Raw genomic sequence first — 26,283 nt, forward strand, 5'->3', positions numbered from 1 at the left:
CTGTTCTTCGTGCTATTCTACATTGCAGGCAGAGAATCTAGCAAGCACTCCTTGCTATGCTTCTCTCACAATGATAGCGAGTATTCAGGGAGTTATCTTATGCATATTCCAGAATTATCGTCTCAGATTGTAGAACTTGGTGAGATTCTGCGCCAAAATAAATACATGCTCGGCACCGCAGAATCATGCACCGGCGGGCTTATTTCTATGCTGCTTACAGAAGTATCAGGTTCGTCAGACTGGTTCAAAGGAACCATTGTTTCTTACGCTAACGAAGTTAAAGAAAACCTGCTCCATGTTTCTCACGAGACATTGGAACAGCACGGAGCAGTTAGTGAACAAACTGCGCTTGCCATGGTGCGGGGGCTTCAAAAAACACTGCAGGTTGAACTTGCTATTTCTGTAACAGGCATTGCAGGCCCTACCGGCGGTACAGAAGAAAAACCAGTGGGAACTGTTTGGATCGGCTTTGCTCTCGGCACTCAGCAGTTTGCTCAGCATCATGTCTTTACCGGATGCAGATCTGATGTCCGCTATCAAACGGCTATGGCAGCCATCACTACATTACTGCATGAATTAAAACGATAAAAATACAAAAGAAAAAGGCAGCCATCAGGCTGCCCTTTCTTTTTATCCATGATCACAAGAGTTGTGTGCATTACAACGATTCTACTCTTGCATACTACGCCGTTATGAAACGGATAGCTCTTGAATACTACGCGAGATAATCCCCGCGATTCAATTTAAACTGTTCGGTCACGGTCATAACCTCAAGCTCATTACGAACATTGTCCAACTCTGGAAACTCTGCTTCCAAAGATGGCGCAGTCTGTTTGAGCGTAGCAAGATTATGGGCAAGCTCTTTCAGGGTTCCGAATGCACCTTTAAGGTCAGGAGTGCCCTGTGTACTGATCTGAATGGAATATTTTTCCCACTGATCAAGAATGCCTTCAAGCTCATTTGCCACCTTATTCGGATCAACAGCAGTCTGTGCAACATGCTGTGGATCTGCATTTAAACGCGGGTCAAATGCAATAGAACGGGTACCGGGAGGCAACAGTGCCTCAGATGCAGACTTACTCTGCAACTCAAGTTCCTGAGAAAGCAGATTATGAAAACCGTCAGCTGCCCTTTTTGGAGCTTTAGTTACCTGATTCTGCTTTGCTATCGATGTGATCTGTTCTGTCGTATTAATTCTCATAACAATATCCCCGGCGATTAGGATTTACTCCTAACGAAGCAAAGAGCTTGCCAAAACTTGTGAACCCTTGAAAACCGTAGCTTTTCATTTTTCGGGTCATTATCATGCGGAATTTTCTGCCTATTCTTTACAGCGAAAACTGCACAACTCCTGCAACCTACATAAGAACGTTATCCTTGTCTATCTTCACAGAGTATGTGTATATGGTGTATAAAACAAAGCAGTTAACCGCTATAGACAGATACTCGTTATTCCTCAGGAGGTAGTATGGTTGCTATAAAAAAAGCTGTTGTGGCTGTCGATTTTTCTGACGAAAGTACCTACATCGCAGAATATGCAAGACTTTTTGCTGAAAAATTCGATGCCGAACTGATTGTTGTTTACGCGGCTCCTTCCTTAAACCAGTATGTTGGCTTCCATGTTCCACCAAATACGATTGAATCTTTCGTGGGTGAAATTGTTACCGGTGCTGAAAAAAGCATGGATGATTTTCTGGAAAAACATTTCACCGGTATCAAAACTACCGGTAAAGTTGTTACCGGCTTTGCTGCTGAAGAAATTCTGGAAATTGCTGCCGATGAAAAAGCGGATCTCATCATTATGGGAACTCATGGCAGAACCGGTATAGATAGAATTCTGTTCGGTTCCGTTGCTGCCAAAATTGTACGCGGTGCAGATATTCCGGTACTTACTGTACGTCCGGATTTTGCAGACTAACAACTGCCACTTGCGATATACATTTTAGTAGTCTATTCAAAAGGACGGCTCGTAACGGGTCGTCCTTTTTTACTGCGCACCATTCTACGGTGCAGACATTGCTCAACTATTGTCTAACTAAGGGCTATTACAAGGCTTTATCATGTCAGGTTTATTAATAACCAGCCTGACATCGATGCTTTGATATGCCAAAAACGTATTGAAAAAACATTGGGAAAAGGGGCAATACATGAGCTCAAAAGTATGTGTATGTGAGACAGTTCGTGAAGAGGTAAAAAGCTTTTCACCTTACACGGCAGGAAAGTCCATTGACGAAGTTAAAGAGGCATATGGCCTTGACTCCATCATTAAACTTGCAAGTAACGAAAACCCGCTGGGTACATCTCCGCGTGTACAGGATGCTATTAAACTTCATGCAGCATCTGCGTTCCGTTACGGGCAGGTAGGCACACCACATCTTATTGAAGCCATTGCACACCATTTTCATATCCCTGAAGATACCATTGTTACCGGAAACGGTTCTGACGAAGTTATCGACATGCTTATCCGTACTAAAGCCACACCGGGTAAAAGTAACATTGTCGCCTTTGAACCATGTTTCTCAATGTATCAGGTACTCTCTCGCCTATGCGGTATTGAATTCCGTCAAGCTCCGTTGAACAGCGACTTCACATTCGACTGGGACAGCCTGCTCGCGCTGGTTGATGACCAAACCGCTGTTGTATTCATCACTACACCGGATAACCCTTCCGGCTATGCTCCGGATGTAGAGGAAATTCTTTCCTTCCACGCAAAACTGCCTGAAAGCTGTCTGCTTGTTGTGGATGAAGCATATATGGATTTTGCTGAAAATCTTGACCGCTACTCCATGATGCCCCGCTTTACTCAATACGAGAATGTCTGTGTACTAAGAACATTCTCCAAAGCGTTTGGACTTGCAGGCCTCAGATTAGGCTTCGGGGCTATGCACCCGCAGCTTGCAGAATACCTGCGGCGCATCCGTGCACCGTTCAACGTAAATGTTCTAGCAGAACAGGCAGGTATTGCCGTTCTGAACGATACACCTTTTATAGAAGAAACTCTGCGTGTAACGCGTGAAGGACGCGAATTCCTGACCAAGGAGTTAGAAGCGTTAGACTTTAAGGTGTATCCGTCACTCGCAAACTTTATTATGGTAGAAGCTCCAAAAGATGGCAGCTACCTTAATGAAGAGCTGCTTCAACGCGGGCTTATTATTCGCCCTCTTGTAAAAGGCTACAACCTTCCAAAACACTTACGCATCACCATAGGTACAGCCTATGAAAACAGCGTGCTTATTTCTGCCCTCAAGGAGATACTTAATGCAGAATAACCTGCGCGTCGTAACTCTCGACGGTCCCGCCGGTGTAGGCAAGACAACTCTTGCCAAACGCGTTGCACAGGAACTTTCCATTGCATACCTTGATACAGGAGCAATGTTCCGTATTTTCGGTTGGAAATTCGGTGAAGCTGCACCCAAAATGTCTGAAGAAGAGCTGGAAGCACATATTGCTCAGTACTCCTTTACTCTATCAGGCATCGGGTTCGACTCTGTTCTTTCAGTAAACGGTACTCCTGTAGGAGACGAAATCCGTACTGAAGAAGTCGCCGCTCTGGCTTCCACGGTTGCCAAGCTCCCTGTTGTACGTGATGCATTAAAACGAGTTCAGCGTGAAATAAGCACCCAGACCTCTCTTGTTGCAGAAGGACGAGATATGGGGTCTGTTGTGTTTCCTCAGGCTAAATTTAAATTTTTCCTTGATGCGACAGCGGAGGAACGTGGTTCCCGCCGTTTCAAGCAATTACAAGAAATGGGCAAACCAGCAAACCTCGATCTTATCATTTCCCAAATTAAAGAAAGAGACATGCAGGATAGAACCCGTTCTGTAGCCCCGCTTGTTGCTGCTGACGACGCCCATATTATTGATACTACCACACTAAATATCGATGGTGTTTTTGCTGCTATCATGGAGCACTTTGCAGAATAGCTTCTGCAGCATTCTTTCAGAAAAATAAAATACTCCTGTCACTGCACGTGGCAGGAGTATTCTTTTTTATGAGAGTTAGTACACACATACAGGCACAACCATGCAAAATAGTTACATTACACACGATAACAACTTTTAACACATTGTTAACGTCACTTATGGCATAGTTTCCACAATTGAATTAATTTTTCATCTATCAATTTTTCTGCACATTGCTTCTTAATACAATGAAACCATATCAACACTATTATGAAACCCACAATCACAGAGGCAGAATTACGATTTCTGCTCGACAAACACGAAATTGATGAAGATCAGCTAAGACAGGTAGAACATCTTGATACCTGTGCTTCAGTTCTGCGTGCTTTACGCGTGCTATACCCCGAAAAAAACCGAAGCTATATTGCACTCTTCATCATCTTTTCTATTCTCAATCCGTTAGAACACAAGCTCATTACTTCAACTCATCCTCAAGAGCTTTTACTCATTCTAACATTGGCTACCAATGGAATCGGATTGCTTATTCTTAAATTCCACGGTGCAGATTGGATTACGACATGTCTTGATGATGTTCAATTGGGGCTGCTTCCACCAGTAACAGCGTACAAATCCGGACTCATCACCCTGTCGGCTGTATTGTTTCTAATGCCGGGTGTTATGTTCAGCATAATAGGAGCATTCCTTCTGCTACCTCCCGTGACAACCCTTCTTGCGATTTACTTGCAAAAAGGCATCTTACAAAAATTCGAATAAAAAAAGCCCCTGTCGGAAACGACAGGGGCTTTTGCCTTACTTGGACGGTAATTTCAGGCTATGCACGACTTTTCGGTAGAATGAGATTCAGAATAATACCGATGATACCGGCAAGACCGATACCTTTGAGGCTGAATGCACCAGCGTGGAACGCCATGCCGCCAACGCCGAACACAAGAATAACAGCGATGATTGCAAGGTTACGCGGCTCCATGAGATCCTGACCAGCACGAACAAGAGAGTTCATGCCTACTACAACAATAGTACCGAACAGCAGTACAAGAATGCCACCCATAACAGGTACCGGAATAGTTGCAAGAACAGCACCCAGCTTGCCTACAAAAGCAAGGCAGATAGCAACGATGGATGCCCATGTCATAATACCCGGGTTGAAAGATTTTGTAAGTGCCACAGCACCGGTTACTTCGGAGTAGGTAGTGTTAGGAGGACCACCAAGCATAGAAGCAAAAGTTGTCGCAATACCATCACCGAACATTGTACGATGAACACCCGGTTCTTTAATGTAGTTTTTGCCGGTAACTGCACCAATGGCAAGAACATCACCAACGTGCTCAATCGCAGGAGCAATAGCAACCGGAACAATATACAGAATAGCTTCCCAGTTCCATTCAGGAGTTGTGAAGTCAGGTACAGCAAACCAAGGAGCATTTACAATCGGAGAAAAGTCTACAATACCGTAGAAAAGACTCAATACGTATCCAACAACGATACCGCAAAGGATTGGAATGAGTCTAAGCATACCCTTACCACACAAGGAAACGAGAATTGTTGTGCCAAGAGATGCCATAGAAATTATAAGAGCAGTCGGCTCAGCAATCAGCTGAACGGCACCGTCACCGGTTTTACCGAGCGCGTTAAATACAGCAACAGGAGCAAGCATAAGGCCGATAACCATAACAACTGGACCTGTTACGATAGTTGGCAGTACACGCTCAAGAATCTGCGGCCCCTGAATTTTGATGAGAACTGAAAGTCCCATGTACAGAAAGCCGGAAGCAGCAAGGCCACACATGGTAGCTGGGATGCCCCAAGTCTGTACGCCGTAAATGATTGGTGCAATGAATGCAAAAGAAGACGCAAGAAAGATTGGTACAGAACGTTTGGTAACCAGCTGGAACAACAAGGTTCCAACACCGGCGGTAAAGAACGCCACGTTCGGGTTAAGTCCTGTGAGCAGCGGAACAAGTACAAGAGCACCGAATGCTACAAAAAGCATCTGAGCGCCGAGCAGGCAGTCTTTAAGCCTAAAAGAATATTCCGTATTTACGTTTGACACCATTCCCTCCTACTGTGGGTGTTCGTCACCCATTTTTTCATCAAATAGCGCAACCCATTGATATAATATATTATATCTGCGCTAAATCATATCCTGACCGCCCAAAAAAAGAGCACCCTTCCCCCGAGTCGCGCTTTCAAAAGAAAGCAAAACAGGGGGGTCAAATGCTCTTCCCGTTCAAAAACGGTTCGAAACTCTATTTAGTTCCGAAAATCTTATCACCAGCGTCGCCGAGACCTGGTAAAATATATCCGTGCTCATTGAGTCGTTCATCCACAGATGCAGTGTAAATATCTACGTCAGGATGCGCTGCAACTACACGTTCAACACCTTCTGGTGCTGCAACGAGAAACAAACCGATAATTTTTTTGCATCCAGCTTTTTTGAGCAAGTCGATAGTAGCGATAAGGGTACCACCGGTTGCGAGCATTGGATCAAGAATAATTGCGGTACGTTCTTCAATATTCTTTGCGAGCTTAACGTAGTATTCTTCAGGCTCAAGAGTTTCTTCATTACGGAACATACCAACAACGCTAACTTTAACGCCAGGGATCATGTCCATAATACCGTCCAGCATACCAATGCCGGCACGGAGAATTGGAACTACGGTAGCTTTCTTTCCTTTAATCTGGTCTACTTCTACAGAGCCAGCCCATCCTTCGATGGTGCATTTTTCGGTCTCAAGACCTTTAGTTGCTTCGTAGGTAAGAAGACGACAAATTTCATTGGAAAGTGCACGGAATTCTGCAACAGAAATATCTGCTTCACGAATTCGTCCGAGTTTATGTTTGACCAGCGGATGGTCAACCACGTAAACAGCCACATCGGCCTCCTTGAGCGATTGCTTGAAAAAAGCGGTCTAAAAAGACCGCGCCTAAACGAATGACATATACTCTAAATAATCGCCAATGGTCAAGAAACAAAAACAATAAGCTAGAAATATTATGACAACACCCGAAGAATACAGTGAATTTTCAAAATTTGAGCATCTCGTACCGGATACTATCAACGGTGTCCGCCTAGACAAGCACCTTGGTGATATTCTTAAAAATGAGGCTGTTAGCAGAGAAAAAGTAAAGAAACTCGTAAAAGACGGCCTTGTGACTATCGACGAAAAAAAGTGTACAAAGCCCAACACTAAAGTTTTTGCCGGTATGAATATTTCTGTGACACTGCCAGTAGTTCACAATGAAATTGTACCGGAAGAAGGCTATGTTGATATCCTCTATCGCGATAATGACCTCATAGTGATTAATAAAGAAGCAGGACTTACTGTGCACCCCTGCCCTAGCTGCCCTGAAGGCACTCTCGTTCACCGTCTCGCACATCACCTCCCTGAAATTACACAGATGGAAGGCTTTCGTCCGGGCATTGTTCATAGAATCGATAAAGACACATCCGGCCTGCTCATTGTTGCTTTAAATGAAAAAACTCGATTAGCACTCTCTGAAGCTTTTGCAGAGCGTACTATCTCTAAAGAATATTTAGCTCTTGTGCATGGAACTCCACCTAGCTCCGGAGAAATTCGTGAACCTATCGGTCGCGACCCTAAAATGAAAATCCGTATGGCTGTTGTGCCAAATGCTAAAGAGGCTCATTCAGAATATCGGACACTGTACTCTGACCCCAAGGGAAAATTTTCTCTCGTTGCCATTAAAATTTACACAGGCAGAACACATCAAATCCGTGTCCACATGAGCCACCTCGGCTACCCGCTATGGGGAGACACTCTCTATGGTGGAGGTGTTAAAAGCGATTCGCCACTGGCTCCATATGCTTCACGCCAGATGCTTCATGCTTGGAAGCTCAATTTCGAGCACCCTACCACAAACGCCCCCATGTCCTTTACGTGCCAGCCTCCACAAGACTTCATCACACTCATTGAGCGTTTGACTCTTTCTGTTCAACGTGTGGCACTGACAGGTATGCCGGGTTGCGGTAAATCCGTTGTACTTTCAGCATTAGCTGAAAAAGGCATCGCTACCTGGAGCGCAGATACGATAGTACACAAGCTATATGAACATGGTGCAGACGGCTGGTATGTCCTGCGCGGTAGGTTCGGCTCTGAAATCTCACCGGACGACGGCGATGTAAATCGTAGAGCTCTTTTTGAACGCATGCAGGAAAGCAAGACCAATCGCAAAGAAGTTGAACAATTAGTTCATCCGCTCATCCTCCATGATCTTGCGTTGTTCTGGGAAGAACACGCAGCAGATCCCTTTGCTGTAGCAGAAATCCCATTACTTCATGAATCCCATTGGGATCGCGAAGTAGACATCATCGCCGGAGTTCGTTGCGAAGGAAATTCTCGCCAAAATCGATTGCAAAACATCCGAGGCTGGAATGAAGACCTCATTGCCACTATGGATTCATGGCAGTGGTCAGAAGAAGATAAAATGAAAGCCTGCCACATTATCGTTGAAAACAACGGCTCACTGGAAGCTTTAAACCAGTCGGTCGACAAGTTTGTTGAAGCTGTTATGCGTGTTCGTGCTAAAAAACTCCAGCAAACTGTTGAAGCCATCACCACATTATGGAGTGAATAAAAGTCGATAGCGTAGATTTATGTAAAAATCTTTTTTAGTATGGTAAGTGTTACCCCTCACAGGTTGAAGTAACCCCTATATTATACATCAAAAAAGTTAACAGAAGTAGCCAGATACACTTTTGCGGTACTTTATGTTGCTAACTGATGAAAGCTGAACAGCTTTACTATCAATCTGTGAGGGTTAGAAAGTTTCTTGCATACTGTAACATGTAGGCGTATTGACCCTCATGGCTAAAAAGACGTTATTACCTTTTGTGCTTCCTGTAGCAGCCTTCGGCACAACAATTATTGTTGGTGCAATGCTACTTTACGAATTTTCTTCTACAGGAACTATGAGTTGGATTGACGCACTTTTCACTGCAACTTCTGCAGTATGCGTTACAGGACTTTCAGTCCTAGACCCTGCTTCCTCGCTGACAGATAAGGGGCAACTTACGTTGCTGACACTTATCCAACTCGGGGGGCTGGGCATCATGACTTACTCTAGTCTTGCTCTATATCTGTTACGAAGAAGGGTTACTCTCACCGACAGACTTGCGGTTGGGCAAGCCCTCCTCCATAACACCTCCTTCGATCTTGGAAGATTCTTACTCCGCCTCATCGCCATGACATTATCCATTGAAATAGCCGGAGCTATCCTCCTCTATTTCTTCGGTGATGGGCGTTTTACTGCGTTTTCAGCAATTTTCCATGCAATATCCGCATTCTGTAATGCAGGTTTTTCCCTCTTTCCTGACAGTCTTATGAGTATGGCGACGAACATTGGGGTCAATGTTACTATCATGCTGCTCATAATTCTGGGTGGTCTAGGGTTTGCCGTACTGGATGAATTGAATCTCTGGTTCAAACAAGGCAGAAAACGCAAACTATCCTTCATCACAAAAGTTATTCTCACAACAACATTCCTGCTTATTACAGCAGGCACTGTTGTGCTCTTTATCTCCCGAGTCTCATCTCCTAACACAGATACCTTCACTACTAACTTACTGACCTCTTTATTCCAGTCTGTGACAGCACGTACTGCCGGATTTAATACCGTAAATATGGCAGAAATGACGAACCTCTATTTGTTATTTATGATTTTTCTGATGATTATCGGTGGTGCTCCGGGGTCTTGCGCAGGTGGCATAAAAGTCACAACATTCAGAGCACTGGGAGCATTTATGATGGCTCAGGTCCGTGGACGGGAGCAAGTTGTTATCGGCAATAAGGCACTGGACTCAAAGACCATCAACAAGGTTGTAACCCTTGTTTTTATCGCAACAATTATCATCGGTCTTGCGACTATTGCCCTTAATCTTACTGAGGGCGGGAATTATTCACACACACAGCTACGTGGACAATTTTTAGAAATCTTTTTTGAAGTAGTATCCGCATTTGGTACAGTAGGACTAAGCATGGGACTGACTGCTAAACTTACCACAGCTGGAAAATGTATTATTATCGCCTTAATGTTTATCGGCCGCATCGGCCCCATCTGGCTGCTGACAACACTACAGCAATTTCATTCTAACATCCGGTACAGAGTTCCGGAAACAGACCTTCCTATTGGCTAGGAGCATACAAAGATGAAAAAAATGGAAGTCGGCATTATTGGTCTCGGTAAATTTGGCAGCGCACTTGCAGAATTTTTATCCGAACTGGGACACACCGTTATCGGTGTGGACGGCTCCTCCAACGCCACTAAAAAAGCTGAAGAGTTTCTTTCCCAAACCTATCAAGCAGATGCAACAGACGATAATGTCTTAAAGCAACTCCGCTTCATGGATCTTGATGAGGTCATTGTCAGTGTAGGCAAATCTATGGAAACATCTATCCTGATCGTCCTTAACTTACAGGAGATGGGGGTAAAGAAGCTCGCTGTAAAAGCTATAAGTCATGAACATGCCGTTGTTCTACGCCGACTGGGAGTACATACTGTTATTCAGCCGGAACGTGATGCCGCAAGCCAGTTTGCCCACCGTATTGCCAACCCCGGCATGCTTGACCTTCTCCCTCTTGGAGGCAATGTTCTTCTACAGGAGCTTGAGGTACACAACTGGGCAGGTAAAAGCCTCATTGATCTTGGCCTCACAAGCTTTGGCGTTATGGTTGTTGCTGCCAAAAAGAAAGGGGATAAAGAGTATGAATTTGTCCCCCCTGCAGACAGAATGCTAGAGGAGGGAGATGTTCTTGTTGCTATCGGCAAAGAATCTGACTTGCTCGAACTTGAATCCTAGCCTGCACTCAACAAAACAATAAAAAAGGTGGAGCATAATGCTCCACCTTTTTTTACAACAAATTCACGTCAAAAATTAATATAATTCCTACAGGAAACAGAGGTTCTATTTTTTCAAAAGCATTTATCTATGTAAGTATTCACAGACATACAGGCTGTAGAATTTTTACAAACCGCCCTACGCCCCTACTCCCAACACGCTATGCAAATGTTCAGAAACACCTTCTGCATTTTCTGCGTATTCTTTTTTAATCTCAAGCACAGACGGAAGCTCTTTTATAAAAATATCAACAAGTTTTGGATCAAAATGCTTTCCTGCATTTTCTTGAATCAAAGCCACTGCATCGTCCACTTCCCATGCATGCTTGTATGGTCGTTCTGATGTTAGCGCATCAAAAACATCTGCAATGGCAACAACTCTTCCTGAAAGAGGAATATCGCGTCCCGAAAGATTATATGGGTAACCGGTACCATCCCACTTTTCATGATGAGTCAACGCAATCTCTCTGGCCATTGAAAGCAAAGATGAAGAATGATCCCCGATAATCTCAGCTCCGTACTCCGGATGCATTCGCATTATTCGCCATTCTTCGTCCGTCAATTTACCGGGCTTACTTAATATCGAGTCAGGAATCCCGATTTTCCCAACATCATGCATAGGTGCAGCCTGAAAAACAAGCTGAACCCATTCATCTCCAACATCAAGCTGCTGAGCAATAATTCTAGCATAATGACTCATACGGATAACGTGTAACCCTGTTTCATTATCCTTAAATTCCGCAGCCTGTCCCAAGCAACGAATCAACTCTAAATGGGTATTTTGCAACTCTCTAGTACGTTGCAAAACAAGTTCTTCAAGGTGATGCGTCTGGTCACGCAAAGCTAGATGAGTCCCTACACGAGCTTTAACAATTGCTGGCAGCACAGGTTTTGTAATGTAATCCACGGCACCGAGTTCAAAACCTTGTGTTTCATTATCAGCTGAATTCTTTGCTGTAATAAAAATTATAGGAATCTCAGATGTAACAGGATCTTCTTTCAACTGACGACACACTTCATAGCCGTCCATGACGGGCATGACGACATCAAGCAAAATCATATCAGGAGGCGGAGTATTTCTTGCTATTTTCAGCGCTTTTTCTCCCGTGCGGGCAGCTTTAACCCGATACTGCGGCTGTAAAATAGTTCTCAAAATCTCTATATTTTCCGGTGCATCATCGACAACCAAAACGGTTAATTTGTCTCTTTTCACAGCACTGCCCCCATGCCTATTACGTTCAACACCCACTCTTCATAGCTCTCAACCAGCTAGAAAAATGATTGATATATAAAAATGCTCTCTTTTCAAGGAAAATTTTATATTCGCTTATTTTTACAATATTTATCTATCAGTTATGCAGTCAGACTTTTCACCCCTGCTTCTAATTCTTCAAGCAACACTAATGCGTTATCAAAATCATAATCGCGTACCATTTCAGCCATACTTCGCACTACCTCTTGCAATTCCGGAGCACCTCCCATGTGGCGCTGAATCTCTTCAATAAGGTCAACTGCTTCTGTATCATCATCATTTAACAGCATTCTCAGCTGCAACAAATCTTCCGTCATCACTTCTTGAGAAAAATGTACATTGGAGACAACCGGAACAACTACAAGTTTATTTCTAATATCATGAACAGTTACAGCCAGTACACTATCAAGTGCATTCGTTAACTGGCGCTGCATTGCATGAACATTTTCTGCCAAAATGCTTGCTTCCAGCTCTGCCGCTAGTTCCTGAATTTTCGTTGCGCCTATATTCCCTGCAACACCTTTAAGAGTATGTGCGTGACGCGCAGCTGTCTCGATGTCGTCTTTCTGCAATGCGTCATTCAACGTTACAGAAAAGTCAGCTTGCGTTTCAGCAAAACGCACAAGCAGCCGCCGCAACAGCCCTTTGTTCTGCTGGCAAACTGAAAGTCCTTTTTCAAAATCAACACCTGCAATCTCCGGCAAATCATCACCACGCTCTGCAGCTGTTGCTTCTAGCCGTGCCGTCAACTTCGGTGTTATCCATCGCGCCATTTTTGAGAACATATCAAGAAGCTCTAACGGCTTTGCAATATGATCATTCATACCGACTTCAAGAACTTTATCTCTGTCTCCCACCATAGCGTTTGCAGTCATTGCAATTACAGGTAAATCAGCAAACCGTGTATCTTCACGTAGCCTGCGTGTAGCTTCGTAGCCATCCATAACCGGCATCTGACAATCCATCAAAACGCCATCAAACGATTTCTCTTCTAAAATCTCTAGTGCTTCCAAACCGTTTTTAGCGACTGCCACCGTCATACCATTAGCTTCCAAGAGCTCAACCGCCAATTCCTGATTCACTTCGTTATCTTCAACAAGAAGAATTGAAGCACCTGCAAGCTGCTGTAAAGCTACATCAACAGCATTTTTCCGACCAGAGTTACGATTTTCATCAATCTCTGTAACTCCCCGTAAATTGGCCACCACCTGAAGCAGCACATTCTTTGTTAAAGGCTTCGTCACACAAGCATCAATAATTCCCTGTTCTGCGGCATCGGCAGCTACTTCACGGCCAAACGCAGTAACCATAATCAAGTCAGGACATTTATCAGAGTCATACTGTTCTTTAATTAATGTGGCCGTTGTAATGCCATCCATATCCGGCATACGCCAATCAAGAATGATCATCTCGTACTGCTCAGCTTTTACAGACTCTTTCACCATCTTCACCGCATCGCGGCCCGAATCGACAGCATCCGCAACGTACCCAAGCTCCCGAACTATATCGCATAAAATTTCACGTGAAGTTTTGCTGTCATCAACAATCAAAGCACGAGCTCCGTTTGAAAGAACGGCAGGAGCATATGACTCTTCTTGGGTTTCAACAGTCAGGCACACATCGAAAGAAAAAGTTGTACCTGTCCCGTACTCGCTTTCAACCCAAATCTCACCACCCATAAGCTGCGCCAGCCTACGTGAGATGACAAGTCCAAGGCCAGTTCCTCCATACCTTCTCGTTGTTGACGTATCTGCCTGTGAAAATGATTTGAACAGTTTGTAAATCTGCTCACTTTTCATACCTATACCGGTATCCTGCACAGAGAACAGCAACGAGATGTTATCCTCGTTCATAGATTCTACATCCACAGAAACAACAACTTCACCATGTTCTGTAAACTTAACGGCATTATTCCCCAAATTTATAAGAATTTGCGTTAAACGCAGCGGATCACCTATCAACTTAGGCGGCACTTGAGGACATATCCGGAACAGTAATTCAAGCCCTTTTTCTTCTGCCCGCAGCCCGACAACGCCAGCAACATCCTGCATAACGTCATCAAGGTAAAACGGCACACCTTCTATCTGTAGTTTTCCAGCTTCTATCTTCGAGAAATCAAGAATATCGTTTATAATTCCAAGAAGTGAGTACGCAGCCCTATGAACCTTTTGAATAAAATTACGCTGTCGCCGATCCAAATCTGACTGTAATGCAAGGTGAGACATACCCAGAATTGCATTCATTGGTGTACGGATCTCATGACTCATGTTCGCTAAAAATTCACTCTTCGCATTTGAAGCTTCTTCTGCTGTCACCTTTGCAGATTCAAGCTCTTTTTCCATTCGTTTACGCTGTGTAATGTCTGTAAAAACAATCACACAACCCTGAATTTCTTCTTCATTAATAATGGAGCGACAAGTGTATTCCACTGGAAAAACATGACCGGATTTTGCTTTAAAAAATTCATTTTGGTTTGTACTTGTCTGACCGGAGTGCAAAGCTTCAAAAATTGATGAAGGTGCTGAGTCAGTCTGACCATCATCCCTCTTTACAACAACTTCATCCAAAATTTTCTTTCCGATGATTTCATCATCAGAATAGCCCAGCTGTGTAGAGGCTGCATCATTTGCAAAAATAACTTCCCCGTCACTATTAAGCCCTAACAGCCCCTGTCCAACTGATGTTAAAATCAGGCGCCATTGTTTTTCTAATTCTTCAAGTTCCTGCGTGCGTTCAAGAACTTTATGTCGCAACTCTTCTTTTGATTGAAGCAAACTATTATTAGCTTTACGACCTAAATTCAGTGTGAAAAGGATAGAAGGAATCGTAAAAGATAACATCAGCAACATCAGCGCAATCACACTGTACTTAAAACGAGCATACTGTTCTAAAACAACACCAACGCGTACTTCTGAAACCAATCCAATATTCAATCCGCCAATCCAACGAGCTAACCCGTAAACCTGCTCGCCCTTATTGTTTTGGTATTCAATAAGACGCATGCCCGGTAAAATTTTTGCTTCATTCTGGTATCCAACAACAAAAGGAACATCTATTCCTGCAAAAGCACTTAAGTGTCTTTCAGGATGCTCTTTATCATTGGGCGATGTTAATATGCATTGCTCATAAAGAATTTTGCCATACCTATTTACAGCAAAAATTTCTCCATGTTGGGTTAAGCTATTTTCCTGCATTGATAGATGAAAATCATTACCCACATCAATTTGAGCTGCAATGACAGCTACTGCTTTTCGTGATGAATTCATAACCGGCATTAATAAAAACATGCCACGCTCTTTATGTCCTGTAAGAGCGTTAGCATAGCTGCACGGTGGTACAAACACTGTTTGCCCAGCTAATGCCTTGCGGAACAATTTATTATGACGTGTCACCAAGTCATCACCGCCGTAATTTTCATCTCCAACAATTTTAACACCGGTTGTAGAATATAAAATACGTACCTGTTCACCAGAAAGAACACTGTATTGTTCCCAATACTCTTCCAAGTTATTTTTTGCATGAATGTATTCAAACGAGTCTTTATTTTCCGACAAAGCATTCACGCGATCTACCAAGGTGAAAAAGGCTGTTCTCCCTGCGATATACCGCAGAATACGAGAATGGACATCAATCATACGCAACAAACGTGATTCTGTTGCCTCCAGACGCATATCAAGTGATTCTTCCTCTTTTTGAAGAATATCTTTTTTGCTTTCTTTTAAGATGAACCATGACGTCCCAGAACAAAACAGTACAAAAAGACCGATTGCTATAAGAAGCAAACGAGCAAAGTTAAAAGAACCGAAGGCTAGTCGTTGATCATAGTTAGACTTACTGCTCAACGCACGGACAATAAAATAAAGTGAACAAAGTAGCGCTCCAAAAAGAATGGATAAAACCATTGCAGTTCGGCCTAATGTATTTTCAGCAGGTCTAGGAGTGGAAACAGTACTTCGTGCAAGTACGTAACGCTTTGTTATTTCATCTTTGTCAGCTTCACTTATTGAATTCAGCGTCTTTTCAACAATGGAGTTCAGAAGAGGATCATCTTTTGCGGTAAGAAAATGAAGAGATTGCGCAGGAAGATCATCCTGAGGAATAGCTTTGATACCCGAAAGACTATTTTCTTTCTGAGCATACAGAACAGCCATATGCGCATCGACAAGAGCATCTACTTCGTTATTCAATAACGCAGCAATGGAATTAACAAGACTTGGCATCGGGACAACTTCAACTCGAGGAAATCTTCTGGCAAGTTGCTCTTCCAAAAGATACCCTTCCACAACCGCAACTCGCTTTCCTCGCAAGTCAGAAATCTTTTTAATAGAAAAATCATCCTGCCGAACAAATAAAAAATCACGAACTCCCATGAAAGGGGTCGTGAAGTTACCATAGTCTTCTCGTGAGACATCGTAGTAAACATTCGGGAGAACATCGATTTCTCCCTTTTTAAATCTATCCATCAGCTCTGCAAAGGTGCCGCCGATAAACTCAAAACGAATCGGCATTCGTTCTGCCATCTTCCCGAGCAAATCTACAACAATTCCTCGAGGTTCACCATCCGGCAAAAGATAATTAAATGGAGGCCACTGCTCTATTCCTACACGGATTACCGGATTCCTTTCAAGCCAACGACGTTCAACATCAGTAAACCAGACTTCCCGATCTCTTCTTATCGCCAGTGTCGGATCCTGATAAAACAACTCCAATCTGCCAATTGTGCTTCCTTCATAAGAAATTGAGGCTGTATATTTAGGATACTGTTCTGCGATAAGAGGAATTTTCTCATTAAATATGTTTTCCTGCCGCCCACGATAGTATCTGAAAAAAGCTTCACCGGTCTCACTGTCTATAATTCGTATGGCCTTAATCTGTGGAGTCCGGTTAATAATAAACGCAAGAGTACCCTCAAGCTGAGCTGAATCAAGATTGTATAAAAAAATTGCACTAAGATGTGATAATTCTGTTGCAAGTTCAGAACCGCTTTGCGCCGCTCGTGCAAAGGCATCTTCCGGCTGCGCCTGAGAACAAGGAACCGCTGTTAGAAACAAGCTGAGTACAACAAAAAGACCACACAGTATCCTGTTACATTTTTTCAATGCATCCCCCACATCAATCAATAGCGCAATTGTCTTACACAAAGCTTACTGGCAGATGAAACGTTCTCTAAAATATTTACCCAACTGGCAGCAACATACATTATTCATACTTTTTAAGCAGCGACGCAAGAACACCATTTTGCTTAATCCGTTTCAACGCAGCATTAATTCTCGGCAGCAGCCACTCATTACGTTTATGCAAACGTACACGCATTGCATGTGTTGAAATAGGCGCAGATGCAGCAACACTATAGTTTGCTCCACGTATTAAATATCTATAGATGTCATACGGCATCACCGTGTAATCACATCTACGCTTGTCTATCATTTTAATTAACTGCGCTTCACACAAAAAGTCCTGTCGTTTTTTCCCGATACTTCCTTTAGGCATACTGAAACCTAAAATACCGCAAAATTTATCTCCCAAAGGAACATCGTTCGCTGAATCAACTTTTTCTGAAGAACTATGGGTTACGTAAACCTCTTTTGATTCCATAAAAGGTATTGAGTACACAGAGGTCGCCAGTTCTTCCTTTTTCTGCCTCCACTCTTTCGCAATTCCCATTTCAACATCAATTTTGCCCGCAACCATGTAAAGGCGAAGACGAGCCTTAGGAAGTGCTTTATACGAAAAATGAATATCTGTTTCCTTTGTTAATTCATCAAGCACATCAACAAAGAGTCCTTTGTACCCGCCAGTCTTGTCTTTCCAAAAATATGGAGGCCTATCAGCACTCATCACACCGACAACAAGCGCCTCTGCCCTGGCACCACTTGTAAAAAACAAACCGGACAACACCATCATTAGACACAGCAAACATTGTTTCATTGCGTCCTCCCCCATCATATCAGTTCCGGTACTCACCAAACGCTACTGGCCAACCTTACGTTTAAAAAAAGCCTTATCAAAAAGAAAACACCCTAAAAGGCTACGCCCTGTATCTACCTTTAACAAAAGAGAAAAAAGCAACAGTCTCTTTTTCTACAGGACGCATACAACTTGTCTCCACAAAAAAACATGCACACCAACTCAAAAAGCATCATCTCTTTTGTTCATGCTTTTTTTGTTACATTACAGAATCTTGTACATAATTTTAACGAATTATCAAAGCACTAATATTTATGAACTACATAAAAAGCTCAAACAAATTTACTACACAAACTGCGTAGTACAACACTTCTGTATCCCGCTTAGTCGCCATCTACGTTTTATACACACCCGTATCTTTCCAATTGTACTAGGCAGTACACACTGTTTGGTCTATAGTAAGGCATGATCCCACTTCACGATTCAATACCTCGCGTACACAAGCCATACATGCTGTATACAATTATTGCTGCATGTTCCTTGGTCTTTTTGTTTGAAAAATCCCTGCCGTTATCTCAACTGACAGAATTTTTTTATGTATATGGTGTTGTGCCCGCACGATTTACAAATCCTGAGTGGGCTATGCGTATGCATTTTCCTCCTGATGCAGAATATGTGTTTATTACGCACCTGTTTATTCATGGAGGATGGCTTCATATTATTTTTAATATGTGGTTCCTATGGATTTTTGGAGACAACATTGAAGATGTTATGGGACCACTACGTTTCCTTCTCTTCTATATTACATGTGGTATAGTTGCTATTCTCATTAATATTGCCTTCAACCCTTCCAGCACAAACCCTGTTGTGGGAGCCTCTGGCGCAATAGCAGGTGTTATGGGAGCCTATTTTCTCCTCTATCCTCATGCGCGTGTGCTTACACTTATTCCGGTTGTTATTATCCCGTTCTTCTTTTACCTGCCCGCTGTCTTCTTTCTTCTATTATGGGTAGGTATACAAGTCGTTCTTGGAATTGCCTCACTCAGCGGGCATGTCACCAGTTCCGTTGCGTGGTGGGCGCATATTGGCGGCTTTATATGCGGTGTTATCCTTTTACCGCTATTCCGTAAGAAAAACAGATGCTACTACTGTAAAATCCCTGAAGGAACTCCACCGGTGAGAGCACAACTTCTTACACCAAAACCAAGCACTGTTCGTACCCCTAAAGAGTGATTAGCCACCACTTACCAACCTTTAAGAATTAATTCGCAACTCAAAACACGATTGACTTGAGCCGATTGATACCGCATAACGGGACGTCCAGTTACAATAGACGTGACTGAAAAAGGATCCCGTAAGGACGGTTCTCTCATGCTTGAAATTAAAAATCTTCACGTTAACATCGGCGATAAAGAGGTTTTAAAAGGAATTGACCTCGTTATCGAAGACGGTGAAACGTTTATTTTGTTTGGCCCAAACGGCTCCGGTAAAACTACCCTGCTCATGACCCTTATGGGTTTTGGTAACTACACCGTTACTGAAGGGCAGATCATTTATAAGGGTCAGGACATTACATACGCTCCAATGTATGAACGTGCCCGCCTTGGCATTGGCATGTCCTTTCAGCGCCCTCCTACTATTCACGGTCTTAAAACCAGCCATCTCGTCCGTATGTGCGGACAGGGTCGCGACGTAGATGTTGAAGGTCTTGCTAAAAAAGTTAACTTCAGCAACTTCCTTGATCGTGACATCAATGCCGGCTTCTCCGGTGGTGAAATCAAACGTTCTGAAATGCTTCAGCTCATGGCTCAGCGTCCAGATCTGGTTCTTTTTGACGAACCTGAATCCGGTGTTGACCTTGAAAACATGGCTCTTATCGGCAAAACCGCACGCAACCTGCTTGATGGACTTGCTGAAGGCTGCACCATGAAAAAAGCAATCAAGCGTTCCAATACGTCCGGTCTTATCATTACTCACACCGGTCATATCCTTGAGTACGTCAACGCTGATCGTGGTCAGGTTATGTACAACGGTAAATTGTGCTGCGAAGCAAACCCTCGCGACATTCTCGATCATATTTCCAATCACGGTTACCAGGAATGCCTACGTTGTCTTTCTGCTGAAACCGGCGAGATCCTCGACCTCTCCAGCTTTAACGAGGCTTCCTAGATATGAAAAAAATCGATCTTTCCCAGTACCGTGCTGATGGTGCAACTGAAACAGCAATTGAAGACTTTTCCGGCTTTTCCGCTGAAGATAAAGAACGTCTTCTGTTTGCAGGTATTGATGTAGACAACCCAAGTGACTCCGGTGCATTCATGCACTTGAACCACTCCGGTGTTCATTGCAAGACCCACCGTGAAGGTCTTGAAGTTATGGACATTAAAGCTGCTCTTGAACAGTTTGACGGCCTTCCTGATTACTACTGGCAGCTTGTAGATAAAGACAAAGACGAGTTTACAAAAGCAGCGCACGACAATCTGCATGGCGGCTACTTTATCCGCGCAAAAGCCGGCACTAAAGTCACTGAGCCGGTTCAGTCTTGTCTGTTTATTGATAAAGCCGGTATTTCTCAGAACGTTCACAACATTGTTGTTGTAGAAGAAGGCGCAGAACTTCATATCATTTCCGGTTGTGCAACAGCACACGGTGCTAAAGAATCTGCTCACCTTGGCATCTCAGAATTTTATGTTCACAAAGGTGGCAAGCTCACCTTTACCATGATTCACAACTGGAGCGACGACACAGCCGTACGCCCTCGTTCCGCAGGTGTTCTTGAAGAAGATGCAGTATTCCTTAGCAACTATGTTCTGCTCAAGCCTGTAAAAGACTTGCAGATGTACCCTAAAATCACACTTAAAGGTGAAAATGCCGTTGCCCGATTCAACTCTGTAATCGTTGCTCCGGAAGGTTCCTACATTGACTGCGGTAACCGCATCGAAATGCAGGCACCAAACACCCGTGCAGAGATCATCGCACGCACACTCACCACCGGTGGCACTATCATCAACCGTGGCTACATCGGTGCTGATGCTGTTCCTGCTCGCGGTCACCTCGAGTGTAAAGGCCTTATCCTCGGCGGCGGACGTATTCATGCCATTCCAGAGCTTGATTCAGATCAGGACGGCGTTGAGCTTTCTCACGAAGCTGCTGTTGGTAAAATTGCTCAGGAAGAAATCGAATACCTCATGGCTCGTGGCCTTGATGAAGACGAAGCAACCTCTACCATCGTCCGCGGTTTCCTTAACGTAGACATGGAAGGCCTTCCTAAAGAACTTCAAGATGCTATCGAACAGCAGATTGACGAGCTTGATGCAGGCGACGCAATGTAACCAGCCTGATTTAACGATAGTACAAAGTCCCTCTGAAGCCAGGTTTCAGAGGGACTTTTTTATATACTGCAGCACAGAAACTATACTGGAACGAAACATCTTAAAAACAGTACAGTTGCAGAACATAGTACTCTTTTTTTGACAAGTAACAGGAGATTAACTGTGAAAAGAATCGCGACCACAATTTTAATGATTATATGCACCTTCATGCTCTGCTCTACGATTCCGGCATATGCAAATGAAGAATGCATTAACTACGCAAAACCTTTGGCCAGCTCCGCCCGCCTACTGGCAAAATCCATTGAAACAACAACAGAAGCCCTTGTTGCCATTAACGAACGGGCTAATGAAAACGAGATAACGTCTTTCAACGACTTTGTCGCATCCGCTCAAGAGCGCTCTAAGCAGATGGTCAAAGATCTTAATGAGAAGCAGCAGAGAATCATGGATCGTGCTGAAAGCACTACTGACTATACCATCTGCAAACAGGATATGCAGGACGAGCTTGAAGAGCTCAAAGCCGAGACAAAAGAAGCAAAAGCCCTGTTAATCGAACTTAAAGACTCAATTAAAAACATGCTGGAAGAACTTAAAGGGGCTTTCTTCGGATAAGCCGTAGCTGAAGTAAAAGGAACGCCATGAAAGTAGTAGGAATTCTGGGTAGCCCGCGTACAGACGGAAACAGTTCCACCATAGCAAAAAAATTCATTAAAACTGCTAAGGGACTTGGTGCACAAACACAAATATTTCATTTAAACGAACTGAACTACAAAGGCTGTCAGGGATGTTACTCCTGCAAAGGAAAGCTGGAGCACTGCATTCTTGACGATGATTTAACAAATGTGCTCAATGCCATGCACACAGCAAATATTATTGTTTTATCATCACCCAACTACTATGGCGATGTCAGCGGACAAATGAAAACCTTCATAGACAGAACATTTTCACACCTGACAACGGACTTTATCAAAAGTGATAAAAAAAGCAGGCTTCCGCGTGGAAAGCATGCTGTTTTTATTATTACCCAAGCATCCGGTGAAAATACATCAAAAGACATTCTTGAACGCTACTACAAACTGAAACACTATCTTCAATTTGAAGCAATGCATCTGCTTGTAGGTTCAGAGTTAACGTATACGAAAGGCGTAGATCAACGCCCGGAACTATTGGCGGAAGCAGTAAACCTTGCATATGCGATTATTCGATAAGCAACACCCTGCGCCCAACTATTTTACGATCTTCCGGATCAAACTCATCAAGAGCATCATAAAATGGAGACACACTCCCTACGATAGGCTCTAACAGCTCTGAGTCAAAAAGTGCGGTAATATTTTCCAGCACATCGCTCCTGCCATGTGCCACAAACAAATATTTAGACTTTTTCGCAGTGAAATAAGAAGAGACAATCCCGAACCTGTCCCGTTCTGGATGCGTCGTGATAAATGTCCCCCTGGAAGTAAGATGCGGCGCCATGTCATCAAAATTCCAGATTCCGGCAACATCAAAGATCACATCAAAAAGCTCATCTGAATGTAAAACTTCTTCCCGTGTATACTCTATGAATGAGTCTACTCCGAGGCGCAGCAATTCATGCTCATGCCAGGAGCGACCTTGTGCCGTCACATGGGCACCAAGCATTTTTGCAATTTGAACAGCATAGATACCGACACCACCCGTGGCACCGCTCAACAACACTCGCTGTCGCTCAGTTACTCCGGCAAGCTCCTGCAAAGCTTTCAACGAAGTCATACACCCAGTGGGAACTGTTGCAGTCTCTACATGCGTCAATCTTTCCGGTTTATAGCTGATCATTCGTTCCGAAACGCATACAAACTCGGCATGGGTAACTCCACCCTTACGGAAATTTGTATACCCGTAGACTTCATCACCTTCATTAAACCGGCTACCACCAGTGGCGACGATACCGGAAAATTCATACCCGCTAATAACGCCTCGTTCTGAACGGCGACGCTTTGTGCGCCATCCCAGTTCTTCGGCAGCAAAGATGCGCTTATCCTGCCCGCCGATTCCAGCAGCACGAACACGCACAAGAACCTCTCCCTTTTCAGGTTGAGGAACAGAACGCTTCTCGAAAGCTATACGCTCATTTCCTTCGCGCTCCGGATAGAGCACCATGACGGTCATAGTGGACTGAAGAGAAGACATCTGCGAAACAACTCCCTGTTACAGTTATTCGCACCATTTACTCTTCAGCTTACCTAACCTTGCAAAGTATAAGCAGTATAGTTTCACATAAAAGGGATTACATACCGGATTTAAGAGTATCTTCAAGCTCTGGGTCAAGCTTTACGAGTAGAGAACCCTCCGCCTCAGCACGAACTTTACCGGCAGCAGCACCTTTAATTTTACGCACATTTTTCACTCGGGCAAACATAATACGCGCCTGCTCGTCTTCACGTTGCCAGCTTTTTACGCCAACAAGGATTGCTGCTTCATTCAGGGTCTGTTCCGGTATTTGTTGATCGGGATAATCAAGATGCAAAACAAGGTGAGCACTTGGGCCATCTTCTGCATGAAACCACAAGTCATATGATGAAACCCTGTTCAAAATTTCATGGTTCCCTTGCGCATTTCGTCCGCGAAGCATCAAAAATCCATCAGAGCTTCTGAACCGCTGGATAAATTTATCTTTAGCCAGTTGCTTTTGATGCCGCTTCAACGCTCCGCCTTTAAGCTTCTGTTCACTTTGAAGCTTAGGAACATCGCCTTCACCACGTTGGAGACGTGCATATTGCATTTCAAGAATCTGCCGACGCTCTGCAAGCATATCTAACCCGCGCTTTCCGCGAGTTGCCTGCTTAAACAAAAACGCCATGTTTTCCCGAATGGTCTTACGAGGATCAAGCGTAATTGTGCATTCTTCTCCGGCAATAAGTCCTTCAATGCCTTCAGGAACAGCCAGTGTTATGGACTCAACCTTCTTATCAGCATCAATCTGCCATAAAGAAGCCTGTAGCAATACAGCCTGCTGTTGTCCGGCGATCATACGGTCCAGCCTGTCTTTTTCCTGATTTAAACGGGCAAGAGTCTTCTTTGTACGTTTCAGCGCCGCCACAACCGGCTTAGCTGCTGTTGAAGCCTCAGCTTGTGCCAATTCAGCAAAGAGACGCATTTCGCCCACAGCTGTAGCAGCCTCTATAGCAGAGGATACAACTATTTCTTCACGCTTACCGCGAATAGCTTCTGGAAGCGACCACACGTAAGCATCTGTCGGCTTTCCATCCTTAGTATACAAATACACATCGCCGAGACTTTCGAGGTCTTCAACGGTTTCTACCGTGCCATACCCATACTCAAGGTCAACAAACAATGCCTGTGCATCCATTGGATCTTCATGGATAAGAGCAGAAAGAGCTTTACGTAACGGCGGAGTCAATTGCGGATACTTGCCCCATACTTCACTGCTTGCCAATACGTCCGGTAACGCCTCTGGTTCACACCATGCAGGCTCAAAGCCCGCCCATTCCGGCTCTTCCTTGCTAATAAACACGCCATTACACAAATCAAGAACAAGCCATGTTACCGGAGTAGTTGTCAGGGGAAAAGCAATGCGGCGGTTACACCAGTCCACAACTGGAGTACCCAATCGTTTTCCGGCAGCATATTTGCGTAGCCACATAGATTTTGCAGAAGGATTCTCTGGATTAACTGGACGCTTATCACTGAGAAAAAGGAGGGGAAAACGGCGACCGGCCTGAAACAGAAGATTCTGTTTCCGGCCGGTGCGGTGAATTACTATTGTTGTAGTATCGGGGGCTGGCTCAAAAAACTTTTCAATACGTGCTCCTCTAAGATACACTGAAAGTTCTACGCACAACCGCCGAAAGAAATGTGCTTCCATTGTTAACTAGTCAGCGCGCTGGCGCTCGTCCTCTTCCTGTTTACTCTTACAATTAATGCACAGCTTAGTAACAGGACGTGCTTCCAATCGTGCAATACCGATGTCTTCACCACATTCATCACAAATGCCAAAAGAACCTTCGTCAAGACGAGTAATTGCAGAGCGAATCTTTTTAATGAGCTTACGCTCACGATCACGAATACGTAATGTAAACGCACGGTCAGATTCAGCGGTTGCACGGTCTGCAGGATCTGCAAACATTTCACTGTTATCAGTCAGATCGTCAAGGGTTGCATCACCCTTCTGCTGTGCTTCTTCGAGCATATCATTCAGAAGCTTACGGAAGTGATCAAGATCTTTCTGTTCCATGTATGTCCTCCTCGGCATCTATCAAACTGAGACCATTACTCTCGTAACGGCCAGAACTACACTGCAAATAACGCCAAGAATATGGTCGTATGCGCGTTACCATAAAAGAAGAACAATCCAATAAACTAAAATATCTCAAAAAGCAAAGCTCTCATTGCGAGTTATAATAGGTTTAATGAAATTGTGTTGTATCCAACTAAATGTAGCTCTGAAATGTCAGGGTACCATTATTAATGAACATATTAAATGTATAGTCGGACTTAATAATATGTACCATTGAGCAAATGTAAATAGCGAACAGACTGTTACAGGCAGGAATACCTTTTTTTGTGCAAGCCACACACCTACATTTTCCGCTTCGGTACGTCATGCACTCATTGCATAAGAGTGCCTACCCATCTTTTACGGCTCTTTGATGACGTTTTGCAGAAAAATTCAAAAAAATTATCTTTTTTGCTTGACCGGCTCATGCCCTCTGCGTATACACCTCCCCCGTTGGGACGAACAAGTTCCTACGCAACGAGCGGGAATAACTCAGTGGTAGAGTACAACCTTGCCAAGGTTGGAGTCGCGAGTTCAAATCTCGTTTCCCGCTCCACTAAAAAAAATAAAAAGCAGTCAATTTAAGACTTGATTATCTCTTCAAAGTCCCTTAAAAAGCTGACTGCATTGTTGAAAAGCAACACGAGCGGGAATAACTCAGTGGTAGAGTACAACCTTGCCAAGGTTGGAGTCGCGAGTTCAAATCTCGTTTCCCGCTCCACTAAAAAAAATAAAAAGCA

Annotated in this window: 22 protein-coding genes and 2 tRNA genes; 15 read left to right on the top strand and 9 right to left on the bottom strand. The window is 43.8% G+C overall.

What is annotated here, in order from left to right; translation table 11 throughout:
* Nucleotides 1–99: 99 nt before the first annotated feature.
* Nucleotides 100–588, top strand: coding sequence for a CinA family protein (locus QZY95_RS15725; RefSeq protein WP_290925273.1), 489 nt, complete (start codon nt 100–102; stop codon nt 586–588).
* Nucleotides 589–715: 127 nt separating this feature from the next.
* Here the strand turns inward: QZY95_RS15725 and QZY95_RS15730 are convergent, their stop codons facing one another.
* The gene (locus tag QZY95_RS15730; RefSeq protein WP_290925274.1) at nt 716–1,201 is read right to left on the bottom strand and encodes a hypothetical protein; all 486 of its coding nucleotides are present in this window, start codon (nt 1,199–1,201) and stop codon (nt 716–718) included.
* A gap of 267 nt (nt 1,202–1,468) precedes the next feature.
* Between QZY95_RS15730 and QZY95_RS15735 the strand changes: the two genes are divergently transcribed.
* The 4 genes from QZY95_RS15735 (at nt 1,469) to QZY95_RS15750 (ending at nt 4,677) form a co-directional block, all read left to right on the top strand.
* A complete protein-coding gene (locus QZY95_RS15735; RefSeq protein WP_290925275.1) occupies nt 1,469–1,918 on the top strand; it encodes a universal stress protein in 450 nt (149 codons plus the stop codon).
* Between the two features lie 229 nt (nt 1,919–2,147).
* Nucleotides 2,148–3,269 carry a histidinol-phosphate transaminase gene (hisC, locus tag QZY95_RS15740; protein WP_290925278.1) on the top strand — a complete coding sequence of 374 codons (1,122 nt, stop codon included), beginning with the start codon at nt 2,148–2,150 and terminating at the stop codon, nt 3,267–3,269.
* Nucleotides 3,259–3,924, top strand: coding sequence for a (d)CMP kinase (gene cmk / locus QZY95_RS15745; RefSeq protein WP_290925280.1), 666 nt, complete (start codon nt 3,259–3,261; stop codon nt 3,922–3,924). Before hisC ends, cmk begins: the two co-directional genes overlap by 11 nt.
* A 249-nt stretch (nt 3,925–4,173) precedes the next feature.
* On the top strand, nt 4,174–4,677 hold the full coding sequence (locus tag QZY95_RS15750; RefSeq protein WP_290925282.1) for an FxsA family protein: 504 nt from the start codon (nt 4,174–4,176) through the stop codon (nt 4,675–4,677).
* A gap of 58 nt (nt 4,678–4,735) precedes the next feature.
* Here QZY95_RS15750 and QZY95_RS15755 read toward each other — a convergent pair whose 3' ends face one another.
* A complete protein-coding gene (locus QZY95_RS15755) occupies nt 4,736–5,977 on the bottom strand; it encodes a uracil-xanthine permease family protein (RefSeq protein ID WP_290925283.1) in 1,242 nt (413 codons plus the stop codon).
* Between the two features lie 193 nt (nt 5,978–6,170).
* On the bottom strand, nt 6,171–6,797 hold the full coding sequence (upp, locus tag QZY95_RS15760; RefSeq protein WP_290925285.1) for a uracil phosphoribosyltransferase: 627 nt from the start codon (nt 6,795–6,797) through the stop codon (nt 6,171–6,173).
* Nucleotides 6,798–6,918: 121 nt separating this feature from the next.
* Here upp and coaE point away from each other — a divergent pair, with 121 nt between their 5' ends.
* From coaE to QZY95_RS15775, 3 genes are all read left to right on the top strand, one after another.
* On the top strand, nt 6,919–8,520 hold the full coding sequence (gene coaE / locus QZY95_RS15765; RefSeq protein WP_290925287.1) for a dephospho-CoA kinase: 1,602 nt from the start codon (nt 6,919–6,921) through the stop codon (nt 8,518–8,520).
* A 229-nt stretch (nt 8,521–8,749) separates the two neighbouring features.
* A complete protein-coding gene (locus QZY95_RS15770) occupies nt 8,750–10,078 on the top strand; it encodes a potassium transporter TrkG (RefSeq protein ID WP_290925289.1) in 1,329 nt (442 codons plus the stop codon).
* Nucleotides 10,079–10,090: 12 nt separating this feature from the next.
* Nucleotides 10,091–10,741 (top strand): TrkA family potassium uptake protein, encoded by a 651-nt coding sequence (locus QZY95_RS15775; protein WP_290925291.1) that lies wholly within the window; start codon nt 10,091–10,093, stop codon nt 10,739–10,741.
* Between the two features lie 177 nt (nt 10,742–10,918).
* Here the strand turns inward: QZY95_RS15775 and QZY95_RS15780 are convergent, their stop codons facing one another.
* The 3 genes from QZY95_RS15780 to QZY95_RS15790 all read right to left on the bottom strand — a co-directional run bounded on the left by QZY95_RS15780 (nt 10,919) and on the right by QZY95_RS15790 (nt 17,959).
* On the bottom strand, nt 10,919–11,992 hold the full coding sequence (locus tag QZY95_RS15780; protein WP_290925293.1) for a two-component system response regulator: 1,074 nt from the start codon (nt 11,990–11,992) through the stop codon (nt 10,919–10,921).
* A gap of 140 nt (nt 11,993–12,132) precedes the next feature.
* Nucleotides 12,133–17,130, bottom strand: a complete 4,998-nt coding sequence (locus tag QZY95_RS15785; RefSeq protein WP_290925295.1) for a response regulator — start codon at nt 17,128–17,130, stop codon at nt 12,133–12,135.
* Nucleotides 17,131–17,230: 100 nt separating this feature from the next.
* Nucleotides 17,231–17,959 (bottom strand): transporter substrate-binding domain-containing protein, encoded by a 729-nt coding sequence (locus tag QZY95_RS15790; protein ID WP_290925297.1) that lies wholly within the window; start codon nt 17,957–17,959, stop codon nt 17,231–17,233.
* A gap of 444 nt (nt 17,960–18,403) precedes the next feature.
* On the opposite strand from QZY95_RS15790, the gene QZY95_RS15795 reads away from it, so the two are divergent.
* The 5 genes from QZY95_RS15795 to QZY95_RS15815 all read left to right on the top strand — a co-directional run bounded on the left by QZY95_RS15795 (nt 18,404) and on the right by QZY95_RS15815 (nt 22,478).
* A complete protein-coding gene (locus tag QZY95_RS15795) occupies nt 18,404–19,171 on the top strand; it encodes a rhomboid family intramembrane serine protease (protein ID WP_290925299.1) in 768 nt (255 codons plus the stop codon).
* A gap of 138 nt (nt 19,172–19,309) precedes the next feature.
* Nucleotides 19,310–20,107 (top strand): ABC transporter ATP-binding protein, encoded by a 798-nt coding sequence (locus QZY95_RS15800; protein ID WP_290925301.1) that lies wholly within the window; start codon nt 19,310–19,312, stop codon nt 20,105–20,107.
* 2 nt (nt 20,108–20,109) lie between these two features.
* Nucleotides 20,110–21,270, top strand: a complete 1,161-nt coding sequence (locus QZY95_RS15805) for a SufD family Fe-S cluster assembly protein (protein WP_290925303.1) — start codon at nt 20,110–20,112, stop codon at nt 21,268–21,270.
* A gap of 162 nt (nt 21,271–21,432) precedes the next feature.
* The gene (locus QZY95_RS15810) at nt 21,433–21,882 is read left to right on the top strand and encodes a hypothetical protein (protein WP_290925305.1); all 450 of its coding nucleotides are present in this window, start codon (nt 21,433–21,435) and stop codon (nt 21,880–21,882) included.
* 26 nt (nt 21,883–21,908) lie between these two features.
* A complete protein-coding gene (locus QZY95_RS15815; protein WP_290925307.1) occupies nt 21,909–22,478 on the top strand; it encodes a flavodoxin family protein in 570 nt (189 codons plus the stop codon).
* On the opposite strand, the gene QZY95_RS15820 is transcribed toward QZY95_RS15815, so the two are convergent.
* From QZY95_RS15820 to dksA, 3 genes are all read right to left on the bottom strand, one after another.
* Entirely contained in the window at nt 22,468–23,436 is a 969-nt protein-coding gene (locus QZY95_RS15820) for an NAD(P)-dependent alcohol dehydrogenase (RefSeq protein WP_290925322.1), read from the bottom strand. The genes QZY95_RS15815 and QZY95_RS15820 overlap by 11 nt on opposite strands.
* Nucleotides 23,437–23,533: 97 nt before the next feature.
* A complete protein-coding gene (locus QZY95_RS15825; protein WP_290925324.1) occupies nt 23,534–25,132 on the bottom strand; it encodes an NFACT RNA binding domain-containing protein in 1,599 nt (532 codons plus the stop codon).
* 6 nt (nt 25,133–25,138) lie between these two features.
* Entirely contained in the window at nt 25,139–25,501 is a 363-nt protein-coding gene (gene dksA / locus QZY95_RS15830; protein WP_290925326.1) for an RNA polymerase-binding protein DksA, read from the bottom strand.
* 523 nt (nt 25,502–26,024) lie between these two features.
* On the opposite strand from dksA, the gene QZY95_RS15835 reads away from it, so the two are divergent.
* Nucleotides 26,025–26,099, top strand: a tRNA-Gly gene (locus tag QZY95_RS15835).
* Nucleotides 26,100–26,189: 90 nt separating this feature from the next.
* A tRNA-Gly gene (locus QZY95_RS15840) sits at nt 26,190–26,264 on the top strand.
* Nucleotides 26,265–26,283 lie beyond the last annotated feature (19 nt).

This window comes from Halodesulfovibrio sp., assembly GCF_015482765.1.
In the GTDB taxonomy this organism is placed as follows: Bacteria; Desulfobacterota; Desulfovibrionia; order Desulfovibrionales; family Desulfovibrionaceae; genus Halodesulfovibrio.